The sequence below is a fragment of the Streptomyces sp. NBC_00464 genome (genome assembly GCF_036013915.1).
In the GTDB taxonomy this organism is placed as follows: domain Bacteria; phylum Actinomycetota; class Actinomycetes; order Streptomycetales; family Streptomycetaceae; genus Streptomyces.
Genome location: NZ_CP107899.1, coordinates 1,333,630 through 1,356,556, shown reverse-complemented (window position 1 = coordinate 1,356,556; position 22,927 = coordinate 1,333,630). Strand labels below are relative to the sequence as shown.

At 70.6% G+C, this 22,927-nt stretch carries 21 protein-coding genes and 1 riboswitch; of the genes, 17 read left to right on the top strand and 4 right to left on the bottom strand.

The features are described from left to right. Window positions 1–415 precede the first annotated feature (415 nt). Window positions 416–1,540, top strand: a complete 1,125-nt coding sequence (locus OG912_RS05820; protein WP_327708478.1) for a hypothetical protein — start codon at window positions 416–418, stop codon at window positions 1,538–1,540. 86 nt (window positions 1,541–1,626) lie between these two features. On the opposite strand, the gene OG912_RS05815 is transcribed toward OG912_RS05820, so the two are convergent. Both OG912_RS05815 and OG912_RS05810 read right to left on the bottom strand, forming a co-directional pair. Then, window positions 1,627–2,949 carry a D-arabinono-1,4-lactone oxidase gene (locus tag OG912_RS05815; RefSeq protein WP_327708477.1) on the bottom strand — a complete coding sequence of 441 codons (1,323 nt, stop codon included), beginning with the start codon at window positions 2,947–2,949 and terminating at the stop codon, window positions 1,627–1,629. Beyond that, the gene (locus OG912_RS05810; protein WP_327708476.1) at window positions 2,906–4,153 is read right to left on the bottom strand and encodes an MFS transporter; all 1,248 of its coding nucleotides are present in this window, start codon (window positions 4,151–4,153) and stop codon (window positions 2,906–2,908) included. Before OG912_RS05810 ends, OG912_RS05815 begins: the two co-directional genes overlap by 44 nt. 181 nt (window positions 4,154–4,334) lie before the next feature. On the opposite strand from OG912_RS05810, the gene OG912_RS05805 reads away from it, so the two are divergent. Together OG912_RS05805 and OG912_RS05800 are read left to right on the top strand one after the other, a co-directional pair. Then, window positions 4,335–5,462, top strand: a complete 1,128-nt coding sequence (locus OG912_RS05805; RefSeq protein WP_327708475.1) for a ferrochelatase — start codon at window positions 4,335–4,337, stop codon at window positions 5,460–5,462. 33 nt (window positions 5,463–5,495) lie between these two features. After that, entirely contained in the window at window positions 5,496–6,314 is an 819-nt protein-coding gene (locus OG912_RS05800; protein ID WP_327708474.1) for an inositol monophosphatase family protein, read from the top strand. Window positions 6,315–6,430: 116 nt separating this feature from the next. Here the strand turns inward: OG912_RS05800 and OG912_RS05795 are convergent, their stop codons facing one another. Then, a complete protein-coding gene (locus tag OG912_RS05795; protein WP_187285335.1) occupies window positions 6,431–6,604 on the bottom strand; it encodes a hypothetical protein in 174 nt (57 codons plus the stop codon). A gap of 428 nt (window positions 6,605–7,032) precedes the next feature. Between OG912_RS05795 and OG912_RS05790 the strand changes: the two genes are divergently transcribed. From OG912_RS05790 to OG912_RS05775, 4 genes are all read left to right on the top strand, one after another. Then, window positions 7,033–7,686 carry a response regulator transcription factor gene (locus OG912_RS05790; RefSeq protein WP_018551468.1) on the top strand — a complete coding sequence of 218 codons (654 nt, stop codon included), beginning with the start codon at window positions 7,033–7,035 and terminating at the stop codon, window positions 7,684–7,686. Between the two features lie 5 nt (window positions 7,687–7,691). Further along, window positions 7,692–8,927, top strand: coding sequence for a sensor histidine kinase (locus tag OG912_RS05785; protein ID WP_327708473.1), 1,236 nt, complete (start codon window positions 7,692–7,694; stop codon window positions 8,925–8,927). A gap of 405 nt (window positions 8,928–9,332) precedes the next feature. Continuing rightward, the gene (locus tag OG912_RS05780) at window positions 9,333–9,629 is read left to right on the top strand and encodes a DUF4193 domain-containing protein (RefSeq protein WP_003965732.1); all 297 of its coding nucleotides are present in this window, start codon (window positions 9,333–9,335) and stop codon (window positions 9,627–9,629) included. A 13-nt stretch (window positions 9,630–9,642) separates the two neighbouring features. Further along, window positions 9,643–10,626 (top strand): hypothetical protein, encoded by a 984-nt coding sequence (locus OG912_RS05775; RefSeq protein WP_327708472.1) that lies wholly within the window; start codon window positions 9,643–9,645, stop codon window positions 10,624–10,626. Between the two features lie 74 nt (window positions 10,627–10,700). On the opposite strand, the gene OG912_RS05770 is transcribed toward OG912_RS05775, so the two are convergent. Beyond that, window positions 10,701–11,159, bottom strand: coding sequence for a DUF3093 domain-containing protein (locus OG912_RS05770; protein WP_326739333.1), 459 nt, complete (start codon window positions 11,157–11,159; stop codon window positions 10,701–10,703). Between the two features lie 58 nt (window positions 11,160–11,217). Here OG912_RS05770 and OG912_RS05765 point away from each other — a divergent pair, with 58 nt between their 5' ends. From OG912_RS05765 to OG912_RS05720, 10 genes are all read left to right on the top strand, one after another. Beyond that, window positions 11,218–11,802, top strand: a complete 585-nt coding sequence (locus OG912_RS05765; protein ID WP_327708471.1) for a PaaI family thioesterase — start codon at window positions 11,218–11,220, stop codon at window positions 11,800–11,802. Beyond that, complete coding sequence (gene dut / locus OG912_RS05760; protein WP_326739335.1) at window positions 11,802–12,335, top strand: dUTP diphosphatase; 534 nt, start codon at window positions 11,802–11,804, stop codon at window positions 12,333–12,335. The genes OG912_RS05765 and dut overlap by 1 nt, the downstream gene beginning before the upstream one ends. A 1-nt stretch (window position 12,336) precedes the next feature. After that, the gene (locus OG912_RS05755) at window positions 12,337–13,101 is read left to right on the top strand and encodes a DUF3710 domain-containing protein (protein ID WP_326739336.1); all 765 of its coding nucleotides are present in this window, start codon (window positions 12,337–12,339) and stop codon (window positions 13,099–13,101) included. A 327-nt stretch (window positions 13,102–13,428) separates the two neighbouring features. Then, window positions 13,429–13,518, top strand: coding sequence for a K(+)-transporting ATPase subunit F (kdpF, locus tag OG912_RS05750; RefSeq protein WP_037777601.1), 90 nt, complete (start codon window positions 13,429–13,431; stop codon window positions 13,516–13,518). Between the two features lie 7 nt (window positions 13,519–13,525). Continuing rightward, window positions 13,526–15,190: a potassium-transporting ATPase subunit KdpA gene (kdpA, locus tag OG912_RS05745; RefSeq protein WP_327708470.1), complete on the top strand. Its 1,665-nt coding sequence runs from the start codon at window positions 13,526–13,528 to the stop codon at window positions 15,188–15,190. Window positions 15,191–15,216: 26 nt separating this feature from the next. Next, on the top strand, window positions 15,217–17,313 hold the full coding sequence (gene kdpB, locus OG912_RS05740) for a potassium-transporting ATPase subunit KdpB (RefSeq protein ID WP_443061074.1): 2,097 nt from the start codon (window positions 15,217–15,219) through the stop codon (window positions 17,311–17,313). Between the two features lie 6 nt (window positions 17,314–17,319). Further along, window positions 17,320–17,997 carry a potassium-transporting ATPase subunit C gene (locus OG912_RS05735; RefSeq protein WP_327708468.1) on the top strand — a complete coding sequence of 226 codons (678 nt, stop codon included), beginning with the start codon at window positions 17,320–17,322 and terminating at the stop codon, window positions 17,995–17,997. 108 nt (window positions 17,998–18,105) lie between these two features. After that, window positions 18,106–18,840, top strand: a complete 735-nt coding sequence (locus OG912_RS05730) for an ABC transporter ATP-binding protein (protein WP_327708467.1) — start codon at window positions 18,106–18,108, stop codon at window positions 18,838–18,840. Between the two features lie 37 nt (window positions 18,841–18,877). Then, a riboswitch (ZMP/ZTP riboswitch) is annotated at window positions 18,878–18,961 on the top strand. A 31-nt stretch (window positions 18,962–18,992) separates the two neighbouring features. After that, complete coding sequence (locus tag OG912_RS05725) at window positions 18,993–20,144, top strand: phosphoribosylaminoimidazolecarboxamide formyltransferase (RefSeq protein ID WP_327708466.1); 1,152 nt, start codon at window positions 18,993–18,995, stop codon at window positions 20,142–20,144. A 214-nt stretch (window positions 20,145–20,358) separates the two neighbouring features. Continuing rightward, on the top strand, window positions 20,359–22,902 hold the full coding sequence (locus tag OG912_RS05720; RefSeq protein WP_327708465.1) for a sensor histidine kinase KdpD: 2,544 nt from the start codon (window positions 20,359–20,361) through the stop codon (window positions 22,900–22,902). Window positions 22,903–22,927: the final 25 nt, after the last annotated feature.

Here is a 22,927-nt window from a genome sequence, read left to right as displayed (position 1 = left end):
GCCACAACATTGCCGTGTTGCCCGGCGTGTCGGGCGTGAGCCCTTGATCGCCGATATGACACGGTGACCTCTTGCGCAACGCAAAGTGACCAATGGTCACTCCGCGTAGCCGGCCCCCGTGCGATGCCGTGTCGCCGCCGGATCGAGTGCCTTCTTCGGCCCCCTCCCGAAGGTTCCGGACTTCCACGCGGGAGTCCGGCCCCAGGGCTCGCCACAGTACTCCATTCGGGCCATGTGGGTGGACCGCCGCGCCGCCGAAGTTCTCGTCAGGCACGGGAGTTGACGTACCCACTTGAAGGCGGGATGCCCGCAACGCGTGTCCTGCTTCACAGAATCACCGTAAACGGAACTATCCGCTTCGCTCAAATGTCCCTTGTTGTTGCATGGTGGGAGAGATGTCAATCAAGGGCTGGAAATGGTGCAGAAGCCGGAAAGCGACATAGAACCCAGAGAGAGGCGGATAGATCTGAGCCTGCCCCAGGTGGCGGGGAGCGCGGTCGCTGCGGTCGCGGCGGCGGTGGCGGCCTCCCAACTGGGTGTGTACGGGACGATTCTCGGCGCCGGGGTGATGAGCATCGTGGCCACCTGCGGCGGCTCGGTGTTCCAGCACTTCTTCCGCCGCACGGGCGAGCAGATCCGCGAGGTGACGGTTCAGGTGAAGCACCCGGGCCGCGAGGTCACCGTGCACACGCGCCAGACGCGTGACGGCGGTGACCCGGACGCGGAGTGGGTGACGTCCGGGACGCGGGTCGCGATGCGTGACGCGGCCGGATCCGCCGATGCCACCGCGATGCTGCGCCCGCTGGATGCCACGACCGTCCTGCGGCAGGTGGACCCATCGGCACGGGGCGATATCCCCGCGCAGCAGGACGCCGACGCCACTGCCGTCCTGCGGCCGGTGGACGCCACGACCGTGCTGCGCAAGGTGACCGCCGACCCGGACCGTACCCAGCTGATCGAGTCGCTCGACGGAACCCGGCGGCTCACGGCGGCGCCCGCGGTCCCGGCTCCGTCGCCGGACGAGGAGTTCACGCAGGCGACCACGCACGGCACCCGGATCCGCGGCTGGAAGCGCTCGGCGCTCGGAGCCGCCGTGGTGTTCGTCGTCTCGATGGCCGGGATCACCACGTTCGAGCTGGTCTCCGGGAACGACCTGAGCGGCGGCCACGGGACCACCGTCGGCTCCGTCGTGCGCGGCGAGCGGGGCTCGGGCTCCTCCGACCCGGCGCCGTCCCACAGCGCCGACCCGGAACAGGACGCCACGGCGCCCGGCCAGGACAACAGCACGGCACCCGGAACCGACTCGCAGGACGGCGGGCAGAGCGCGAGCCCGGAACCGGACCGGGGCGGCACTTCCTCGGCCGACCCGACGCCCACGCCCACCCCGTCGGAATCCGCCGGGGACGCTACGGCTCCGGCGCCCGCGCCCAGCCCGGCGACCACCGGCGACGGCAGCAGCTCCGCACCCGACCCGACAGGGACGGGCAGCGCTCCGGCGCAGGAGGACCGTGCACCCGACGGCACGGACACCGGGGAGTGAGCGGACGCGGCCGGTCCCGGCCGTGACGCAGCCGGCCTCCGCCCGGTCACGGGCGGAGGCCGACTGCGTTGCCGCGAGGGCCGAGGTCAGTCGCCCAGGACCCGGCGCAGGTAGTCGTTGGCGAAGAGCCGGTCCGGGTCCAGCCGGTCCCGGACGGCGGTGAACTCGCCGAAACGCGGGTACACGCCCGCCAGGTACTCGGCGTCACGGGTGTTGACCTTGCCCCAGTGCGGACGCCCGCCGTGCGCGGTCATGATCCGCTCGACCGCCGTGAAGTACGCCTGGTAGGGCGTGCCGCGGTAGAGGTGGACGGCGATGTACGCGCTGTCCCGGCCCGAGGCCGTGGAGAGCGCGATGTCGTCGTCGGGGGCGGTGCGCACCTCCACCGGGAAGCTGACCCGCAGCGGGGAGCGGTCCACCATCGCCTTGACCTCGCGCAGTGCCTCGACGGCGGCCTCGCGCGGCAGTGCGTACTCCATTTCCACGAACCGCACCCGGCGAGGGCTGGTGAAGACCTTGTACGGGATGTCGGTGTACGTACGCGCCGACAGGGCCCGGCTGGAGAGCTTCGCGATCGAGGGGATCGTGGCGGGGACCGCCCGGCCGAGCGAGCAGGCCACCTGGAAGATGCCGTTGGAGAGGAGCTCGTCCTCGATCCAGCCACTGACCTTTCCGGGCGGCGCCGCGGGGCCGGCGCTCCGGTTGTTGCGCTTGGTGTTGCAGTTGCCCGTGTGCGGGAACCAGTAGAACTCGAAGTGTTCGTTCTCGGTCACCAGCTGATCGAAGTCCGCCGTGACCTTGTCGAAGGCCATCGGCTCCTCACGGGCCGTCAGCAGGAAGACCGGCTCCACGGCGAAGGTGATGGCCGTGATCACGCCCAGCGCGCCGAGCCCGATCCGGGCGACGGCGAAGATCTCCGGGTTCTCGGTCTGCGAACACTTCAGTACCGTGCCGTCCGCGGTGACCAGTTCCAGGGCGCGGATCTGCGCGGATATGGACGCCGAGTCGCGGCCGGTGCCATGGGTGCCGGTCGACGTGGCCCCGGCGACCGTCTGCTCCATGATGTCGCCCATGTTGGTGAGCGAAAGCCCCTCGCGGGCCAGCGCGGCGTTGAGCCGCTTCAGCGGGGTGCCGGCCTCGACGGTCACCGTCATCGCAGACCGGTCGATCTCACGGATGCCGGTGAGCAGATCGGGGCGGATCAGCAGCCCGTCGGTGGCCGCGGTCGCGGTGAAGGAATGGCCGGTGCCGACGGGCTTCACCTTCAGACCGTCCTCGGCCGCCCTGCGCAACGCCTCGGCGAGCTCGTCCACGGAGGCGGGGGACACGGCCCGTACCGGACGGGCGGTGACGTTCCCCGCCCAGTTACGCCACGTGTTCGTTGTCGTCCGTGCGTAGGTGTCGGTCATCTTCCCCGCGCCCTTCCGTAGGAACCGGCCCTGCGAGCCGGCGGTACCCCAGGAGCGCCACCGCGGCCGCGAGCGCTCCCGCCACGGCGGGCACCGCGTACCCCGCCTTCGCCCCGGACGCGTCGACCACCCAGCCGGCGGCCGAGGAGCCGAGCGCCACGCCTACGGCGAGCCCGGTACTGGTCCAGGTCATGCCCTCGGTCAGTCTGGTGCGCGGTACGTGCTGTTCGACGAGGGCCATGGTGGTGACCATCGTCGGTGCGATGGCGAGACCCGCGACAAAGAGCGCCACGGCCAGAAACGGAAGGCTCCCGGCCAGTTGGAGGGGGATCATACTCACGGCCATCGCACACACTCCCACCAGCCACCGGGTGGACGGCCTGCCCTTGAGATGCAGCAGGCCGAAGACCGCTCCGGCGAGGCAGGACCCGAGCGCGTACACGGCCAGCACGAGGCTTGCCGCGGCCTTGTGGCCCTGCTCCTCGGCGAAGGCCACCGTCACCACGTCGACCGCCCCGAAGATCGCCCCGGTCGCCACGAAGGTGACCACGAGCACCTGTAGCCCGCGCGAACCCAGCGCGGAGCCGGTGGTGTGCCGGGCGTGCGGGTGCGGGACCGGTTCGGTGGCCCGCTGGGCGGTCAGCCAGAAGACTCCGACCAGCAGGAACCCGGCGGCGAGCAGCGGGCCGGCCTCGGGGAACCAGGCAGTGGAGAGCCCGATGGAGATGATCGGACCGAAGATGAAGCAGACCTCGTCGACGATCGACTCCCACGCGTACGCGGTGTGCAGCTGCTGCGCCGAGCCGCGGTAGATCTCCGCCCAACGGGCCCGGACCATCGACCCGACACTGGGCACACAGCCCGAACCCGCCGCGAAGACGAACAGGGTCCAGTCGGGCAGCCCCTGCTGGGCGCAGACCAGCAGCCCGGCCACGGCCGCCAGCGCGACGAGGGTCACCGGTCGCAGCACCCGGCGCTGTCCGTGCCGGTCGACCAGCCGGGAGACCTGCGGTCCGACCACCGCGGCCGACATCGCCAGCGTCGCGGAGAGCGCACCCGCCAGCCCGTAGCGACCGGTCAGCTGGGACACCATCGTCACCACGCCGATGCCCATCATGGACAGCGGCATCCGGCCGAAGAAGCCGGCCGAGGAGAACCCCTTGGAACCGGGGGCGGCGAAGATCGCACGGTAGGGACTGGGCAAGGGATGGCTCCGAAACGGCGTGGTCACACGTGGTGTCAGGGGCGAACGTGGCCGATACAGCTTACGGGCGCGACGGAGGGTCCGACAGCGGGATTCCGGGAGGGCGCGGGTGAAGGCGCGGGGCCGGGCGGGGCAGGTGTCGGTGGGAGCCGGGCCGCGGGCGGGTGGCAGGATCGACGTCATGTCCGATCTGCGCGATCCCGCTCCCTACGACGCCCTGCTGCTGCTCTCCTTCGGAGGCCCCGAAGGACCGGACGACGTGGTTCCGTTCCTGGCGAACGTGACCCGTGGCCGGGGAATCCCCGAGGAGCGGCTGAGGGAAGTCGGCAAGCACTACTTCCTCTTCGGCGGCGTCAGCCCGATCAACGGCCAGAACCGGGCGCTGCTCGACGCCCTGCGCAAGGACTTCGCGGAGCAAGGACTCGATCTGCCCGTGTACTGGGGCAACCGCAACTGGGCGCCCTATCTGACCGACACGCTCCGCGAGATGACCAGGGCCGGCCACCGCCGCATCGCCGTCCTCGCGACCAGCGCCTACGCCTCGTACTCCGGCTGCCGGCAGTACCGCGAGAACCTCGCCGAGTCGCTGGCCGTGCTGGAGGCCGAGGGGCTGCCCGTGCCGCGCGTCGACAAGCTGCGGCACTACTTCAACCACCCCGGCTTCGTGGAGCCGATGGTGGAGGGGGTCCTCGTCTCGCTGGCCGAGCTGCCGGCGGAGAAGCGGGCCGGCGCGCATCTCGCCTTCACCACGCACTCCATCCCCACGGCGGCAGCGGACACCTCAGGCCCGGTCCAGGCGCACGGCGACGGCGGCGCGTACGTAGCCGAGCACCTGGACGTGGCGCGGCTCATCGTGGCGGCCGTGGCCGAGCGGACCGGCGTCACGTACCCCTGGAAGCTCGTCTACCAGTCGCGCAGCGGCGCCCCGCACATCCCGTGGCTGGAGCCCGACATCTGCGACCACCTGGAGTCGCTGCACGGCGAGGGCGTCCCTGCCGTGGTGATGGCACCGATCGGCTTCGTATCGGACCACATGGAGGTCCTCTACGACCTCGACACCGAGGCCACGGCGAAGGCGGCCGAGCTCGGGCTCACGGTGCGCCGGTCCGCGACGGTGGGTGCCGACCCGCGGTTCGCGGCGGCCGTGCGCGACCTGGTGCTGGAGCGCGCGGCCACCGAGCAGGGCCTCGGCCGGGAGCGGTGTGCGCTCGGGTCGCTCGGGGCGAGCCACGACCTGTGCCCGGTCGGCTGCTGCCCGGCCCGGGTGCTCAAGCCGGCCGCCGCGGGCGCCGACAGCCCGTATGCCTGACCTGCCCCGCACCTACACCCCTTTGGGAGCGCCGTGACCGACCCCCTGCTGTCCGAACTGCTCGACCTCGCCCTGGACGTCGCGGGCCGCGCCGGTGCGCTGCTGCGCGACGGCCGACCCGCAGACCTGGGAGTGGCCGCGACCAAGTCCAGCCCCGTGGACGTCGTCACCGAGATGGACATCGCCGCCGAGAAGCTGATCACCGGCTTCCTGGCCGAGCACCGCCCGAACGACGGCGTCCTCGGCGAGGAGGGCGCCAGCTCCGAGGGCAGCAGCGGTATCCGCTGGGTGATCGACCCGCTCGACGGCACCGTGAACTATCTCTACGGTCTGCCCACGTGGGCCGTCTCCGTCGCCGCGGAGCGCGAGGGAGAGCGGATCGTGGGCGTGGTGGAGGTCCCGATGCGCGGGGAGACCTACCACGCGGTCCTCGGCGGCGGTGCGCACGCAAAGGGCGGGGCGTACGGGGAAGGTGCCCGGCTGCGCTGCCGGCCGGCCCCGCCGCTCGACCAGGCGCTCGTGTCGACCGGCTTCAACTACGTCGCCGACGTCCGCGCACACCAGGCGGACGTGGCGCGCGTCCTGATCCCGCGGCTGCGGGACATCCGGCGCGGCGGTTCCGCGGCGATCGACCTCTGCGACGTCGCCGCAGGCCGCCTCGACGGCTACTACGAGCGCGGCCTTCATCCGTGGGACCTCGCCGCGGGCGACCTCATCGCCCGGGAGGCGGGCGCGCTCACCGGCAGCCGCCCCGGGCTGCCCGCCGACGGCGGACTGACGGTGGCCGCGGCGCCGGGCGTCTTCGAACCCCTGCAGGCCCTGCTGGAGGAACTGGGAGCCTGGCACGACTGACCAGGGGGGCGGGCCGCCCAAGGCCTGCGAGAGCCGCTGGGCGGGCCGTGTGCGCCGCCGGAACCCAGAAGGCCCCGCATGTGCCTGTGCGGCACCGCGGGGCCTTCCCTGACGGCTCAGACGCTTGTGGCGCCGATGTGAACACCGTGCTCGGCAGCGAGGCGGTGCAGGTCGTCCAGCTCGCCCTGCTCGACGTCCGCAAGGAAGTCGTCGCCCGTCTCGCGGGCCTTCGTGAGGTCGGACTCGGTGGTCTGGATGCGTTGCAGCAGACCTGCGGTGAAAGCGTCCATGAAGCGCCCCCTCATCGTGGGTCGGTGGCACGGGGGTGTGCCCGGGTTTCCCTCCGCCGAGGCGGTAGGGCGGGTGATCACGCACTCTCCGGGGGACGGAGGGGCCTGTGGCACGCCACATACGAGACGTGATCGCGGGTGTGAATTCGTCCTCCCCGGCCCCACCCTCAGAGAAACCTCAACTGGCCCGGGAATCCTCCGAATTCCTGGAAGCCGCAGGTCGGCCTGCGCCGCCTTACCGCCGGTTTATGCGTGTTACGGGCAGGATGGAGCCGCGCAGACCGTGCCGAGGCGCGGTCCGGGTCACGACCAGGGGTCTGTCCGGACGCTCCGCCGGTCTGTTTCGAACGTTGTGAAGTTCAGCTGTGAAGTCAGCCGTGAAGTTCTGTTGTGTCGTTCTGTTGTGAAGTTCTAAGGAAGGAAGCGCCGTGCGCGTACTCGTCGTGGAGGACGAGCAGCTGCTCGCCGATGCGGTGGCCACCGGACTGCGCCGTGAGGCCATGGCCGTCGATGTCGTGTACGACGGTGCCGCGGCCCTGGAGCGCATCGAGGTCAACGACTACGACGTCGTGGTCCTCGACCGGGACCTCCCCCTGGTCCACGGCGACGACGTCTGCCGCCGGATCGTCGAGCTGGGCATGCCGACCCGGGTGCTCATGCTCACCGCATCCGGGGACGTCAGCGACCGCGTGGAGGGCCTGGAGCTCGGCGCGGACGACTATCTGCCCAAGCCCTTCGCCTTCAGCGAGCTGACCGCGAGGGTCCGGGCCCTCGGCCGCCGTACGACGGTGGCCCTGCCGCCCGTCCTGGAGCGTGCGGGAATCAAGCTCGACCCCAACCGCCGCGAGGTCTTCCGGGGCGATCAGGAGGTGCAGCTCGCTCCCAAGGAGTTCGCGGTGCTGGAGGTCCTGATGCGCAGCGAGGGCGCCGTCGTCTCGGCCGAGCAGCTTCTGGAGAAGGCCTGGGACGAGAACACCGACCCGTTCACCAACGTCGTCCGGGTCACCGTCATGACCCTGCGGCGCAAGCTCGGCGAGCCGCCGGTGATCGTCACGGTGCCCGGCTCCGGCTACCGGATCTGACGCCCGTGCCCACCGTCCCGCCGCCTGCGGCGGCGCCCCCCAAGCCCACCTGGGAGCCCAAGCAGCAGGAGCCCGCGTACCCCTGGCTGCGCCCGACCATCCGGATACGGCTCACGCTGCTGTACGGCGGCATGTTCCTGATCGCGGGGATCCTGCTGCTGTCGATCATCTACATGCTGGCCGCCCAGGCCCTGAACGTGGGCAGCGAGCTGCCCTTCGAGATCGTCGACGGTCATGTGCGGAGCACGGTCTGCAACCTGCTGGGGGAGGGGACCTCGCCGAAGGCCGTCAACTCGGCGATGAACTCCTGCGTCAACCACCAGCGCCAGCAGGCCCTCGATACGCTCCTCAACCGGTCGCTGCTGGCCCTCGTCGCCCTGAGTGTCATCGCCTTCGCCTTCGGTTACGCCATGGCGGGGCGGGTGCTCTCGCCGCTGGGCCGCATCACCCGCATCGCCCGCACGGTGGCCGGAACCGACCTGTCCCGCCGCATCGAGCTGGACGGGCCGGACGACGAGCTCAAGGAGCTCGCCGACACCTTCGACGACATGCTGGAGCGGCTGGAGCGGGCCTTCACCGCACAGCAGCGGTTCGTCGGGAACGCGTCGCACGAACTGCGCACGCCCCTGGCCATCAACCGCACGCTGCTGGAGGTCCACCTCTCCGATCCCGCGGCGCCGCCGGAACTCCAGCAGCTCGGCAAGACGCTGCTGGCCACCAACGAGCGCAGTGAGCAGCTCGTGGAGGGCCTGCTGCTGCTCGCCCGCAGCGACAACCAGATCGTCGAGCGCAAACCCGTAGATCTTGCCGAGGTGGCCTCCCGTGCGCTGGACCAGGCGCGGGGCGAGGCCGAGGCCAAGGGCGTGGAGATGCGCGCCACGCTGACCCCGGCCGTCGTCCAGGGCAACGGTGTCCTGCTGGAGCGGATCGCGCTGAACCTCGTACAGAACGCGGTGCGCTACAACGTTCCGGCGGACGGCTGGGTCGAGGTCAGTACCGAGCTGCTGCCGGGGCAGGCCCTGATGGTCGTCACGAACACCGGACCCGTGGTGCCGGCCTATGAGATCGACAACCTCTTCGAGCCATTCAGAAGGCTGCGTACGGAGCGAACGGGCAGCGACAAAGGGGTGGGTCTCGGCCTGTCGATCGCACGCTCCGTCGCGCGCGCTCACGGCGGCCGTATCATCGCGGAACCCCGCGAGGGGGGTGGTCTTGTGATGCGCGTCTCACTGCCAGTCTGAGAAGCTGGGCGTGGCGAGATGTGCACGGATTATTTTTGTTCGCTTTGAGCGGAATTTTCGGGACTCGATCCCGGAGGGGCCGTGTGTGATCGATCACAGGAGCGATTTTCCGCCCGTCCACGCTCCGTGATCAGGGATCCCTCCGGAAAACCGGTAAAAGTCGGGTTTTCGGGGGCCGATATCACGGGAAGTACACGGGGTGGCGCTGGCAAACGGCGCCGCCGGGACCGTGTACGGTCCCCATCGCCACCCAAGCCGATCACTCTCGAGCGGTCCTTTTGGGTGTCGATTGAGTAACAGACCTTGATGTGAGGCAAAATCTCCGCCTCGGGTCGGGCACAAGTCCGGCCTCTCACGCGTTACGTGCGCTGAGACACCGCAGACACCCAGAGGGGGAGAGCGACAATGGCAACGGATTACGACACCCCACGCAAGACCGACGACGACGTCGATCAGGACAGCCTTGAAGAGCTCAAGGCTCGCCGGAGCGACAAGACGGCTTCCGCCGTCGACGTCGACGAATTCGACGCGGCCGAAGGACTGGAGCTGCCCGGCGCAGACCTGTCCAACGAAGAACTGGCCGTAAGGGTCCTGCCCAAGCAGGCCGACGAGTTCACGTGCATGAGCTGCTTCCTCGTGCACCACCGCAGTCAGCTGGCCCGCGAGAAGAACGGCCAGCCGATCTGCCGCGACTGCGACTGAGGTCCGGTCGGCCGTGGCAGGGGACACACCGTTCCGGAAGCGGCGCAACCGGCGCAAGGAAGGGCCGGAGGCGCAGCAGGGCGGTACAGGCCCGGCAGAGGGCGTAGCAGCGCCTGCCGAGCGGTCCGCCCTGCCACCCACGCCGGGCGAACAGGACGACGAGCGGGGCCGGTCGGCCTCGCTCGAAGCAGTCGAAGCAGCTGTGGCCGCCATTGAGGCGGCCGCGGAAGTCGACGCGGCCGACAGGGCCGGAGAAGTCGACAGGACGGAGCCCGTGACCGGGGCAGGCCGTCTGAAGTCAGCGAAACGGGGCGTACGCAAGGGCGGGGAGAGCGCCAAGGCGGCGATCGGTCATATCGCCGACCTGATCATCGATATCGCTCCCCGCGTCCCTGTGCGCGACCTCGCCACCCTGCGCAGGCAGTTTCCGGGCCTGGGGCCCGAGGAGATCGCCGACCGGCTCATCGCCGGCGCGAGCAGGGCCACCGCAACCGTCGGCGCCGGAATCGGCGCGGCGGCCATGCTGCCCGTCCCGCCCGCCATGCTCGCCGAAGTGGCCGCGGAGATCACGGGTGTGGCCGCGATCGAGATGAAGCTCGTCGCCGAACTGCACGAGGTCTACGGACAGCGCCCCCCGGGCGGCATCGGACGGCGCTCCAACGCCTACCTCACGTCCTGGACCGAGGAGCGAGGTATCGACGTCACTCATCCGACGACGGTCAACGCGGCGCTCGGCGGCCAGATGAAGCGCGAGCTGCGCCAGCAGATCATGAAGCGCACCGTGCGCGATCTGCCCAACCTCATCCCGTTCATGATCGGCGCCGCGGTCGGCGCGATGATGAACCGGCGCGACACCAAGAAGCTTGCCGAACGGGTCAGGAAGGACCTGCGTAAGCGGCAGGTCCCCTGGGACCGGCTGACGGAACTGCCGCCGCTGGAGCACCCGGAGCGCCCGTACACCGCGCTGCCCGAGGGTCCGAAGGACTCGGACGGCTGAGAGCCTCCGCAGGCCGTACGAGACCTTCAGGGGCCCCGCACGAACCCCGCCCGGGCCCCCCGGCCCTGCTCAGCTCAGGCCGGGACCGCCGCCTTCAGGGCGGCCACCAGCGCCTGCGGCTCACGCGTCGACAGATAGACGTACGGAGTCGGGTCCTGCGGATCGGTCACCACCACGCGCACCGCGGTGGGAATGTAGCTGCGCAGCAGCATGAAGGCCCGGGTGTCCGCCTTGTACGAGCGCCAGGCGCGCGCCTCCTCGGCGTCCAGCACCTCGGCCTCACCGAGCGCCGACACGGGGATCCGCGCGTCGCCCGCGACGAGGGCGCCGGCCACCACCCGGATCCGGGCGGAGCCGTACGAGCTGACCGCCACCGCCGACAGCACGGTGCCGCCCGCCAGCCCGGCGAGCAGGGGAAGGGTGCCCAGCGGCAGCAGCATCAGCGCGCACGCGATGCCGACCAGGAGGGCGATGAACCACCACGAACGGGGTGCGGTGAGACGTTCGTCGAACGGCGGGGTGGAAGGCTGCATGAACCCAAGCTTGGCACGGCGCGACCTGCGGGTACCCGCGCGGGTAAGGTCTGCGCCTGTGAGTGGAACATCTGCGGCTCTGAAGCCCCCGGCCGACGCGGTGAAACCGGTCCGGCATCCCGACGCCCCGGCACCCGGCGAGCTGCTCGGCGCGCACTACGAACACTGTTTCGGCTGCGGGGACGGACAGCCGCACGGGCTGCACCTCCAGGCGCGGGCCGGTGAGGGTGTCGGCGTCACCGCCGAGTTCACCGTGCAGGCCGCCCACCAGGGCGCCCCGGGCCTCGCCCACGGCGGAGTGCTGGCCACCGCGCTCGACGAGACGCTCGGCTCGCTGAACTGGCTGCTGCGTGTGATCGCGGTGACCGGACGGCTGGAGACCGACTTCGTCCGCCCCGTACCGGTGGACACCGTGCTGTTCCTGGACGCCGAGGTCACCGCCGTGCACGGGCGGAAGATCTACTCCAGGGCGACCGGCCGGATCGGCGGCCCGGACGGGCCCGTGGCGGTCCGGGCCGAGGCCCTGTTCATCGAGGTCAAGGTCGATCACTTCATCGAGAACGGCCGCCCGGCCGAGATCCAGGCAGCGATGGCCGACCCCGACCAGGCCAAGCGGGCCCGGGCCTTCGAGGTGAACCCGTGATGCGCCATCCCGTGGACGTGCTGATCCGCCGGGTCGACCCGGACGTGCCGATTCCGTCGTACGGGCACCCGGGCGACGCCGGAGCGGATCTGGTCACCACCGAGGCCGCCGAGCTGGCGCCGGGTGAGCGTGCGGTTCTGCCGACCGGGGTTTCGATTGCCCTGCCGGACGGGTACGCCGCGTTCGTGCACCCCCGGTCCGGCCTCGCCGCACGCTGCGGAGTCGCCCTGGTGAATGCCCCGGGGACGGTGGATGCCGGGTACCGTGGAGAGATCAAGGTGATCGTCATCAATCTCGACCCGCGCGAGTCCGTGCGGTTCGAGCGGTTCGACCGGATTGCCCAACTGGTCGTGCAGCAGGTCGAGAAGGTGCGCTTCCACGAAGTGTCGGAGCTTCCCGGTTCGGCGCGGGCCGATGGGGGCTTCGGGTCCACCGGCGGTCATGCCGCCGTTGATGTTGATGGCGTCCGGGGCGGGGTTCCCCAGGGCGGGAACAGCTACGCTTCGGTCGAATCCGACCGGGAAGGAAAGTGACGTGTTCGGACGTCGCAAGAACAGTGGTTCCGCCGATGACACGGCGGACGAAGCGCGCGAGGCCGAGCAGGTCGTCGACGAGCTCGATGACGCCGAAGGCGGATCGCGCCGGACGAACCTTCCGCCGGCGCCGCGGCCGGACGGCCCGTGGGACATCGACGAGGTCTCCCAGCCCGGCGAGGGCAGGGTCGACCTCGGCGGCATCTTCGTGCCCGGTGTCGAGGGCATGGAGCTGCGCGTAGAGGTCGCCGGTGACGCGATCGTCGCCGCCACGGTCGTGCTGCGCGACAGCGCGATCCAGCTGCAGGCCTTCGCCGCCCCCAAGAAGGAGGGCATCTGGGGCGAGGTCCGCGAGGAGATCGCCTCCGGTATCACCCAGCAGGGCGGCATCATCGACGAGGTCGAGGGCCCGCTGGGCTGGGAACTGCGTGCGCAGGTCCCCGTACAGCTTCCCGACGGGGCGAACGGCGTGCAGATGGTGCGCTTCGTCGGTGTCGACGGTCCGCGCTGGTTCCTGCGCGGAGTGATCTCCGGCCAGGGCGCCGTGCAGCCGGAGGCCGCCGGTCTTCTGGAGACGGTCTTCCGGGACACCGTGGTCGTCCGCGGCGACGGCCCGATGGCCCCGCGCGACCCGATCGTCCTCAAGCTCCCCAACGACGCCCAGATGGTCCCCGAGGGCGTCCAGCAGGAGGAGCAGGAGGGCTCGAAGTTCTCGGGTGGCATGGCGGGCCTCCAGCGCGGTCCCGAGATCACCGAGGTGCGCTGACCCGCACCCCGCAAGCACCGGCCGGTGGCCCGTACCCCCTTCGAGGGGGGTACGGGCCACCGGCTTCTGTGCGTCCGGGGGCGGAGCGGGGCGGGGCAGCCCGTATGGGGCGCGTATCGGGCACGTACAGGCGCCGTCAAGGCCGGGCCCGTCTCCGTATGGAAGCCATCAACGCAGGTCACAGAGGTGTGGGAGGGAGGTTTGCTCAAGAGGTCCGAGAAATCCGCACCTCATCCAGGAGCACCCGATGGCCGACCTGGCCTTCGTCGTCACCACGATCGCGGTCTTCGCGCTGGTGGCACTCATTGCCAAGGGGGTGGCGAAGCTGTGACTGCCGAAAACGTGGTCGGCCTCGTCGTGGCCGTAGCCCTGCTGGGCTATCTCGTCCTCGCCCTTCTGTACCCGGAGAGGTTCTGAGCCCGATATGAGCCCCGTCCTCGCCGGCGTGCTCCAGGTTCTCGCGCTCGTTGTGGCGCTGGGTCTGGCGTACCGCCCGCTCGGTGACTACATGGCCGGCGTCTATACCTCTCCCCGGCATCTGCGGGTGGAGAAGTGGATGTACAAGGCCATCGGCGCCAATCCGAACACGCAGATGCGCTGGCCCGCCTATCTGCGCGGTGTTCTCGCCTTCTCCGCCGTGAGCGTCCTCTTCCTGTATCTGCTGCAGCGGCTCCAGGGCTCGCTGCCCGGTTCGCTCGGCTTCGCCTCGATCGACCCCGACCAGGCGTTCAACACCGCGGCGTCGTTCGTCGCGAACACCAACTGGCAGTCGTACTACGGCGAGCAGGCCATGGGCCACGTCGTGCAGACCGGCGGCCTCGCGGTGCAGAACTTCGTGTCGGCCTCCGTCGGCATCGCCGTCGCGGTGGCCCTCGTCCGGGGATTCGCCGCCATGCGCAGCGGTGAACTCGGCAACTTCTGGTCCGACCTGGTGCGCGGCACCGTGCGGATCCTGCTGCCGATCGCGGTGATCGGCGCGCTCGTGCTGGTCGCCTGCGGTGCGATCCAGAACTTCTCCGGCATCCACGAGGTCGGTCAGTTCACGGGCGGCTCGCAGCAGTGGAACGGCGGCGCGGTCGCCTCGCAGGAGGTCATCAAGGAACTGGGTACGAACGGCGGCGGCTACTTCAACGCCAACTCGGCCCACCCCTTCGAGAACCCCAACGGGCTCTCCAACCTCTTCGAGATCTTCCTGATCCTCGTCATCCCGTTCGCCCTGACGCGCACCTTCGGCCGCATGGTCGGCTCGCTCAAGCAGGGATACGCGATCCTCGCCACGATGGGCGTCATCTGGCTCGGTTTCACCGCGCTGATGATGTGGACCGAATTCGCCCACCACGGGCCCGCGTTCGACATCGCCGGCGGGGCGATGGAAGGCAAGGAGAACCGTTTCGGGGTCGGGGGCTCGTCCATCTTCGCGGTGGCCACCACGCTCACCTCGACCGGAGCGGTGAACTCGTTCCACTCCTCGTACACCGGCCTCGGCGGCGGCATCACGATGCTCGGCATGCAGCTCGGCGAGATCGCGCCGGGCGGTACCGGCTCCGGTCTCTACGGGATGCTGATCATGGCGATCATCGCGGTGTTCATCGCCGGTCTGATGGTCGGCCGTACGCCGGAGTACCTGGGCAAGAAGATCGGCACCCGCGAGATCAAGCTCGCCGCCTGCTACATCCTGATCACACCCGCCCTGGTGCTCTGCTTCACCGCCGTCGCGATGGCCCTGCCCACCCCGGGCAACTCGATGACCAACTCGGGCGCGCACGGCTTCTCGGAGATCCTGTACGCCTACACCTCCGGCGCCAACAACAACGGTTCGGCGTTCGCCGGGCTCAACGCGGACACCCAGTGGTTCAACACCACGATCGGACTCGCGATGCTGCTGGGCCGGTTCCTGCCCATGGTCTTCGTCCTGGCGCTGGCCGGCTCCCTCGCCGAGCAGCGGCCCGTACCGGCCACCGTCGGCACCCTCGGCACGCACAAACCGCTCTTCAGCGGACTGCTGGTCGCCACCATCATGATCATCGCCGGTCTGACCTACTTCCCGGCCCTCGCCCTGGGGCCGCTGGCCGAGGGGCTGGCGTCATGACCATCCGTACGAAGCAAGAGGACGCGATGTCCACAGTCACGCCGGCCCGCCCACCGCACCAGGACACCCAGGCCGGGGCCGCTCCCGAAGGGCGCGTCGGCGCCGGGCTGTTCGACCCCCGGATGCTGATCGCCTCCTTCCCCGACGCGATACGCAAGCTCGACCCCCGGATCATGGTCAAGTCGCCGGTGATGTTCGTGGTGCTGGTCGGTTCGGTGCTCACCACCGTGCTTGCCGCGCTGGATCCGACCGACTGGTTCGGCTGGGCGATCGCCGTCTGGCTGTGGCTGACGACGGTCTTCGCCAACCTGGCGGAGGCGGTCGCCGAGGGCCGTGGCAAGGCCCAGGCCGACACCCTGCGCCGGGCCAAGACCGACACCGTCGCCCGCCGGATCACCGGCGCGGACGAGGAACGGATCCCCGGGACCGAACTGCGCATCGGTGATCTCGTCGTCTGCGAGGCCGGCGACATCATTCCGGGCGACGGAGATGTCGTCGAGGGCGTCGCGAGCGTCGACGAGTCCGCGATCACCGGCGAATCGGCCCCGGTCATCCGGGAGTCCGGCGGCGACCGCAGCGCCGTCACCGGCGGTACGAAGGTGCTCTCCGACCGCATCGTCATCAAGATCACCACCAAGCCCGGCGAGACCTTCATCGACCGGATGATCGCCCTGGTCGAGGGTGCCGCCCGGCAGAAGACGCCCAACGAGATCGCCCTGAACATCCTCCTGGCGTCCCTCACCGTCGTCTTCCTGCTCGCCGTCGTCACCCTCCAGCCCTTCGCGATCTACGCCGGCAGCGAGCAGTCCATGATCGTGCTGGCCGCGCTGCTGGTCTGCCTGATCCCGACCACCATCGGCGCGCTGCTCTCCGCGATCGGCATCGCCGGCATGGACCGGCTCGTGCAGCGCAATGTGCTCGCCATGTCCGGGCGTGCCGTCGAGGCGGCGGGCGACGTGTCGACGCTGCTGCTCGACAAGACCGGCACCATCACCCTCGGCAACCGCCAGGCCGCCGAGTTCCTCCCCGTCGCAGGTGTGACGGAGGCCGAACTGGCGGACGCCGCCCAGCTCTCCTCGCTGGCCGACGAGACGCCCGAGGGCCGGTCCGTGGTGATTCTCGCCAAGGAGAAGTACGGCCTGCGCGAGCGCCACCAGGGCGAACTCGCCCACGCCGAGTGGGTGGCCTTCACCGCCCAGACCCGGATGTCGGGTGTGGACGTCGACGGACGCAAGGTCCGCAAGGGCGCGAGCGGATCGGTCGTCGCCTGGGTGAAGGAACGGGGCGGCAGCGTCTCCGCCGATGCGCAGGCGCTCACCGACCGCATCGCCGAGGCCGGCGGCACCCCGCTGCTGGTGGCCCGCGAGGACACGGACGGGGCCCGGGTCCTGGGTGTCATCCACCTCAAGGACGTGGTCAAGGAGGGCATGCGCGAGCGGTTCGACGAGCTGCGCCGGATGGGCATCCGTACGGTCATGATCACCGGCGACAACCCGCTGACCGCGAAGGCCATCGCCGAGGAGGCGGGTGTCGACGACTTCCTCGCCGAGGCCACCCCCGAGGACAAGATGGCCCTCATCAAGCGGGAGCAGGCCGGCGGCAAACTCGTCGCGATGACGGGCGACGGCACCAACGACGCCCCGGCGCTCGCCCAGGCCGATGTCGGCGTGGCCATGAACACCGGAACCTCGGCCGCCAAGGAGGCCGGGAACATGGTGGACCTGGACTCCAACCCGACCAAGCTGATCGAGATCGTCGAGATCGGCAAACAGCTCCTGATCACCCGAGGCGCACTCACGACGTTCTCCATCGCCAACGACGTCGCGAAGTACTTCGCGATCATTCCCGCGATGTTCGCCGTGGTCTACCCGGGCCTGGACAAGCTCAACATCATGGACCTGTCCTCGCCCCGGTCCGCGATCCTGTCCGCCGTGATCTTCAACGCGCTGATCATCGTCGCGCTGGTCCCGCTCGCCCTCAAGGGCGTCCGCTACCGCCCCAGCGGCGCCGACTCGATGCTCCGGCGCAATCTGGGCGTCTACGGACTCGGCGGCCTGATCGCCCCGTTCATCGGCATCAAGATCATCGACCTGATCATCTCCCTCATCCCCGGAATCGGCTGACCTGCCATGCACACCTCCGTAGGAAACTCCGCCCGACTGCTCTGGGCCGGACTGCGCGCCCTGCTCGTCCTCACCCTGGTCTGCGGCGTCATCTACCCGCTCGCCGTCACCGGCGTCGCCCAGGGCCTCATGCCCGGCCGCGCCAACGGCTCCGAGATCAGCGCCAACGGCAAGGTCGTCGGCTCCGAACTCATCGGCCAGCGCTACGACCTGCCCCTCAAGGAGGGCCAGGAGACCCCGGCCCCCGACCTCAAGTGGTTCCAGCCCCGCCCCTCCAACGGCCTCGGCACCAACAGCGTCAACACCCAGTACTCGCTGATCCTCTCCGGCGCGACCAACCGCTCCGGTGACAACAAGGAACTCATCGACTGGGTCACCGCCGCCAAGGCCGACGTCGTCAAGGACAACTCCGTCCCCGGCCACCCCGTCAGCCCTTCCCAGGTACCGGCAGACGCCGTCACCTCCTCCGGCTCCGGACTCGACCCCGACATCTCCCCGGCCTACGCCGACCTCCAGGTCAACCGCGTCGCCGCACGCAACCACCTCGACGCCGCCCAGGTCCAGAAGCTCGTCGACCAGCACACCGACGGCCGCATCCTCGGCTTCGTCGGCGAACCCCGGGTCAACGTCCTCCAGCTCAACATCGCGCTGAGACACCTCACCGACGAGGCCGGAACGCGCTGAACACCCCGAATGCCCGGGTCCGGCCACTACGGCCGGACCCGGGCATTGCCCGACCCCGTGCCGCATGCACATACTGGCGGCCGACAGGACCGACACACGGGGAGCGACATGACCGAGAGCACTGCCGCCACGGACGTCGGCGGGGAGGGCGGCACGACCGTCGCCGAGCGGCCGATGGTCCGGATCGAGGACCTGCACCGCTCCTACGGCTCCGGGGCCGGCGCCGTGCACGCGCTGCGTGGCGTGTCCTTCGAGGTGCCGCGCGGTGAGCTCGTCGCGCTCAAGGGGCGTTCCGGCTCCGGCAAGACGACCCTCCTCAACCTGGTCGGCGGCCTCGACACCCCCGACAGCGGCCGGATCACCGTGGACGGCACGGACCTCTCCTCGCTCGGCGAGAACGGGCTGCTGGAGCTGCGCCGCGACCGGATCGGCTTCATCTTCCAGTCGTTCGGCCTGATCCCGATCCTGACCGCGGCGGAGAACGTCGGCGTACCCATGCGGCTGCGCAAGGCCGATCCGCGTGAGCGCGAGGAGCGGGTCTCGCTGCTCCTCTCCCTGGTCGGCCTCGCCGACCACGCCGCTCAGCGCCCCGGCGAGCTCTCCGGCGGCCAGCAGCAGCGCGTGGCGATCGCCCGCGCGCTCGCCAACCGGCCCGCCCTGCTGATCGCCGACGAGCCCACCGGGCAGCTCGACGCGGAGACCGGCCTCGCGGTGATGGAACTGCTGCGCGCCGTCGTCCACAGCGAGGGCGTCACCGCGCTCGTCGCCACCCACGACGCCCAGCTGCTCGGCCTCGCCGACCGGGTGCTGGAGCTCAGCGACGGGCACATCATCGAGCACTGACAGGGGAGTTGGCGGCGCCGCTCCCCGTTCCCTAGGATCATTCCGTCGTGACTGGCGAAGGTGGATCACCACCGGGGAGCGACCCTCCACGGAGGAGCCGCCGACCGCCTGGGCGCTCCGTCGGTCCGTCCGACCAGGAGTGACCTGTGCGCATGCGCTATGGAATGAACCCCCAGCAGACCGCCGCCGAAGCCGCTCCCGTACATCCGGGACGCCCGCCGCTGAAGGTGCTGGGCGGCGTCCCGTCCTACATCAACTGGCTGGACGCCCTGAACGCCTGGCAGCTCGTCCGTGAGGCGGCCGCCGTGCTCGGCATGCCGGCCGCGACCTCGTTCAAGCACGTCTCGCCCGCCGGGGCGGCACTGGCCGGCCCGGTGGACGAGGCCGTCGCCCGCCTCCACGGCGTCGATCCCGCCACGGTCGGACCGCTGACCAGCGCCTACCTGCGGGCCAGGGACGGTGACCCCAAGTCCTCGTACGGGGACTTCGCCGCGGTCTCGCACGAGGTCGACGCCGAACTGGCCGAGCTGCTCGGCCGGGTCGTCTGCGACGGGATCGTCGCGCCCGGATACGCGCCGGGAGTGGCCGACGCGCTGAGCCGGAAGAAGAACGGCACCTTCCTCGTCATGGAGGCCGACCCGGACTTCACCGCCCCGGCCGCCGAGTCCCGCGAGGTCTTCGGCCTCCGGCTGTCCCAGGAGCGCGACCCCGTACCCGTGTCGGACGAAGTGATCGCGGACGTCGTGACCGGCGAGGTGCCGGCCGCCTCCCGCCGGGACCTGCTGCTCGGGCTCGTGGTGCTGCGCCGCACCCAGTCCAACGCGGTGTGCTACCTCAAGGACGGCATGGCCCTCGGGATCGGCGCGGGTCAGCAGTCCCGGGTGGACTGCACCCGGCTGGCCGGAGCCAAGACGGACACCTGGTGGCTCCGCAGGCATCCGCTGGTGCGTGATCTCGCCTTCCGTACGGGCATCCGCCGCCAGGAGCGGATCAACTGGCAGATCCGGCTCGTCGAGGGAGACCTGACCGCCGACGAGCGGGACCGCTGCCGGGACGCACTCGGCAGCGAGCCGCCCGAGCTGGACGCGGCGCTGCGCACCGAATGGCTCGGCCGGCTGACAGGGGTCTCCTTCGTGTCGGACGGCTCGCTGCCTTTCCGGGACAACGTCGACCACGCCCGCCGCCACGGGGTGACGTGCATCGCGGAGCCGGGCGGTTCGATCCGGTCCGACGAGGTCGAGGCCGCCTGCCGCGCCCACGGGATCGCCCTGGCCCGCACCGGCCTGCGGCTCTTCCACCACTGACGGCGGCCCCGCCCGCCCCGGCCCGGCCGAAGCGCCTCCGGCCGGGGCGGGGCGGGCTCCTCCGGCGGAGGCATCAGAGTTACGTCAATACGGAGCGCACCCGCACCCCCCGCCCGATATGCCGGAAATTCACGGGGTAGTTTCGACAGTGGCTGCCGCATCGGCCGCCACCGGTTTCCGTGAGAAGAGCCGGTTTCAGGAAGACAATGGGGCCATGGCGCGCGGCAAACTTCGGATCTACCTCGGTGCGGCACCCGGCGTCGGCAAGACGTACGCGATGCTCTCCGAGGCGCACCGCCGTGTGGAGCGGGGCACCGACTGCGTCGTCGGCTTCGTCGAGCACCACGACCGCCCCCGCACCGAGGTCATGCTGCACGGCCTCGAACAGATCCGGCGCCGCGAGATCGAGTACCGCTCCGCCGTCTTCACCGAGATGGACGTCGACGCAGTCCTGGAGCGGGCCCCGGCCGTCGCCCTGGTGGACGAACTCGCCCACACCAATGTGCCGGGCTCCCGCAACGCCAAGCGCTGGCAGGACGTCGAAGAGATCCTCCAGGCCGGCATCGACGTGGTCTCCACGGTCAACATCCAGCATCTGGAGTCCCTCGGTGACGTCGTCGAGTCCATAACGGGCGTACGCCAGCGCGAGACGGTGCCCGACGAAGTCGTCCGCCGCGCCGACCAGCTCGAACTTGTCGACATGTCGCCCCAGGCGCTGCGCCGGCGGATGGCCCACGGCAACATCTACAAGCCGGACCGGATCGACGCCTCGCTCTCCAACTACTTCCGCCCCGGCAACCTCACCGCCCTGCGCGAGCTGGCCCTGCTCTGGGTCGCCGACCGGGTCGACGAATACCTCCAGCAGTACCGGGGCGAGCACAACATCCGCACCACCTGGCAGGCCCGCGAACGCATCGTCGTCGGACTCACCGGCGGTCCCGAGGGCCGCACCCTCATCCGCCGCGCCTCCCGCATGGCGGCGAAGGGCTCCGGCAGCGAGATCCTCGCCGTCTACATCGCCCGCAGCGACGGACTGACGTCGGCCTCGCCCAAGGAGCTGACCGTCCAGCGCACCCTCGTCGAGGACCTCGGCGGCACCTTCCACCACGTCATCGGCGACGACATACCCTCCGCACTCCTCGAATTCGCCCGGGGCGTCAACGCCACCCAGATCGTCCTCGGCTCCAGCCGCCGCAAGGCCTGGCAGTACATCTACGGACCCGGCGTCGGCGCCACCGTCGCCCGAGAGTCCGGCACCGACCTCGACGTCCACATCGTCACCCACGACGAGGTCGCCAAGGGCCGCGGACTCCCCATCGCCCGCGGCGCCCGGCTCGGCCGGGCCCGCATCATCTGGGGCTGGCTCGTCGGCGTGGGCGGGCCGGTCCTCCTCTCGCTGCTCCTCAAGGGCATGGAGAACGGCCCGGGGCTCGCCAACGACGTCCTGCTCTTCCTCTTCATGACCGTCGCCGCCGCTCTGCTGGGCGGACTGCGGCCCGCCCTCGCGTCGGCCGCCGCGGGATCGCTGCTGCTGAACTACTGGTTCACCCCGCCCACCCACACCCTCACCGTGCAGGACCCCGAGAACTTCGTCGCCATCGTGATCTTCTTCGCGGTGGCCGTCGCGGTGGCCTCGGTCGTCGACCTCGCGGCCCGCCGCACCCACCAGGCCGCCAGACTGCGCGCCGAGTCCGAGATCCTCTCCTTCCTGGCCGGCAGCGTGCTGCGCGGCGAGACCACCCTGGCCGCGCTGCTGGACCGGGTCCGCGAGACCTTCGGCATGGAGTCCGTGGCCCTGCTGGAGCGGCAGAGCGACGTCGACCCGTGGACGTGCGCGGGCAGCGTCGGCCCGGCGCCGGTCGCCCGGCCCGATGACGCCGATGTGGACATGCCCGTAGGCGATCACATGGCCCTGGCCCTCTCCGGCCGGGTGCTGCCCGCGGAGGACCGCCGTGTGCTCGGTGCCTTCGCCGCCCAGGCAGCCGTCGTCCTGGACCGCCAGCGCCTGGTCGGTGAGGCCGAGACGGCCCGCCGGCTCGCCGAGGGGAACAGGATCAGGACCGCGCTGCTGGCCGCCGTCAGCCACGACCTGCGGACGCCCCTCGCAGCCATCAAGGCCGCGGTCAGCTCCCTGCGCTCCGACGACGTCGCCTGGTCCGACGACGACGAGGCCGAACTCCTCGAAGGCATCGAGAACGGCGCCGACCGCCTCGACCACCTCGTAGGCAACCTCCTCGACATGTCCCGCCTGCAGACCGGCACCGTCACCCCGCTGATCCGCGAGATCGACCTCGACGAGGTCGTGCCCATGGCCCTGGGCGGCGTCCCCGAGGACAGCGTCGAGCTGGACATCCCCGAGACGCTGCCGATGGTCGCCGTCGACCCCGGGCTGCTGGAGCGGGCCGTCGCCAACATCGTGGAGAACGCCGTCAAGTACAACCCCGACCGCGAGCGCGTCACCGTGGCCGCCAGCGCGCTCGGCGCCCGGGTCGAGCTGCGTGTCGCCGACCGCGGCCGCGGCGTCCCCGACGAGGCCAAGGAACGCATCTTCGAGCCCTTCCAGCGCTACGGCGACGCCCCGCGCGGCGCCGGAGTGGGCCTGGGCCTGGCGGTGGCCCGCGGCTTCGTGGAGTCCATGGGCGGCACGCTGGACGCCGAGGACACCCCCGGCGGAGGCCTCACCATGGTCCTGACCCTGAAGGCGGCCTCGGGCTACGTTCCCGCCACCCCGGACCTGCCCGCGCGGGTCACTTCATGAGCCGCATGATCCACCGGGAGCTCCG

Excerpts from the sequence above, each read along its gene's own strand:
- OG912_RS05770 (WP_326739333.1), bottom strand. The coding sequence starts at position 11,159 with ATGCAGCCTTCCACCCCGCCGTTCGACGAACGTCTCACCGCACCCCGT.
- OG912_RS05815 (WP_327708477.1), bottom strand. The coding sequence starts at position 2,949 with ATGACCGACACCTACGCACGGACGACAACGAACACGTGGCGTAACTGG.
- OG912_RS05730 (WP_327708467.1), top strand. The coding sequence starts at position 18,106 with ATGACCGAGAGCACTGCCGCCACGGACGTCGGCGGGGAGGGCGGCACG.
- OG912_RS05805 (WP_327708475.1), top strand. The coding sequence starts at position 4,335 with ATGTCCGATCTGCGCGATCCCGCTCCCTACGACGCCCTGCTGCTGCTC.
- OG912_RS05795 (WP_187285335.1), bottom strand. The coding sequence starts at position 6,604 with ATGGACGCTTTCACCGCAGGTCTGCTGCAACGCATCCAGACCACCGAG.
- OG912_RS05725 (WP_327708466.1), top strand. The coding sequence starts at position 18,993 with ATGCGCTATGGAATGAACCCCCAGCAGACCGCCGCCGAAGCCGCTCCC.
- OG912_RS05735 (WP_327708468.1), top strand. The coding sequence starts at position 17,320 with ATGCACACCTCCGTAGGAAACTCCGCCCGACTGCTCTGGGCCGGACTG.
- dut (WP_326739335.1), top strand. The coding sequence starts at position 11,802 with ATGCGCCATCCCGTGGACGTGCTGATCCGCCGGGTCGACCCGGACGTG.
- kdpA (WP_327708470.1), top strand. The coding sequence starts at position 13,526 with ATGAGCCCCGTCCTCGCCGGCGTGCTCCAGGTTCTCGCGCTCGTTGTG.
- OG912_RS05820 (WP_327708478.1), top strand. The coding sequence starts at position 416 with ATGGTGCAGAAGCCGGAAAGCGACATAGAACCCAGAGAGAGGCGGATA.
- OG912_RS05720 (WP_327708465.1), top strand. The coding sequence starts at position 20,359 with ATGGCGCGCGGCAAACTTCGGATCTACCTCGGTGCGGCACCCGGCGTC.
- kdpB (WP_443061074.1), top strand. The coding sequence starts at position 15,217 with ATGTCCACAGTCACGCCGGCCCGCCCACCGCACCAGGACACCCAGGCC.
- OG912_RS05780 (WP_003965732.1), top strand. The coding sequence starts at position 9,333 with ATGGCAACGGATTACGACACCCCACGCAAGACCGACGACGACGTCGAT.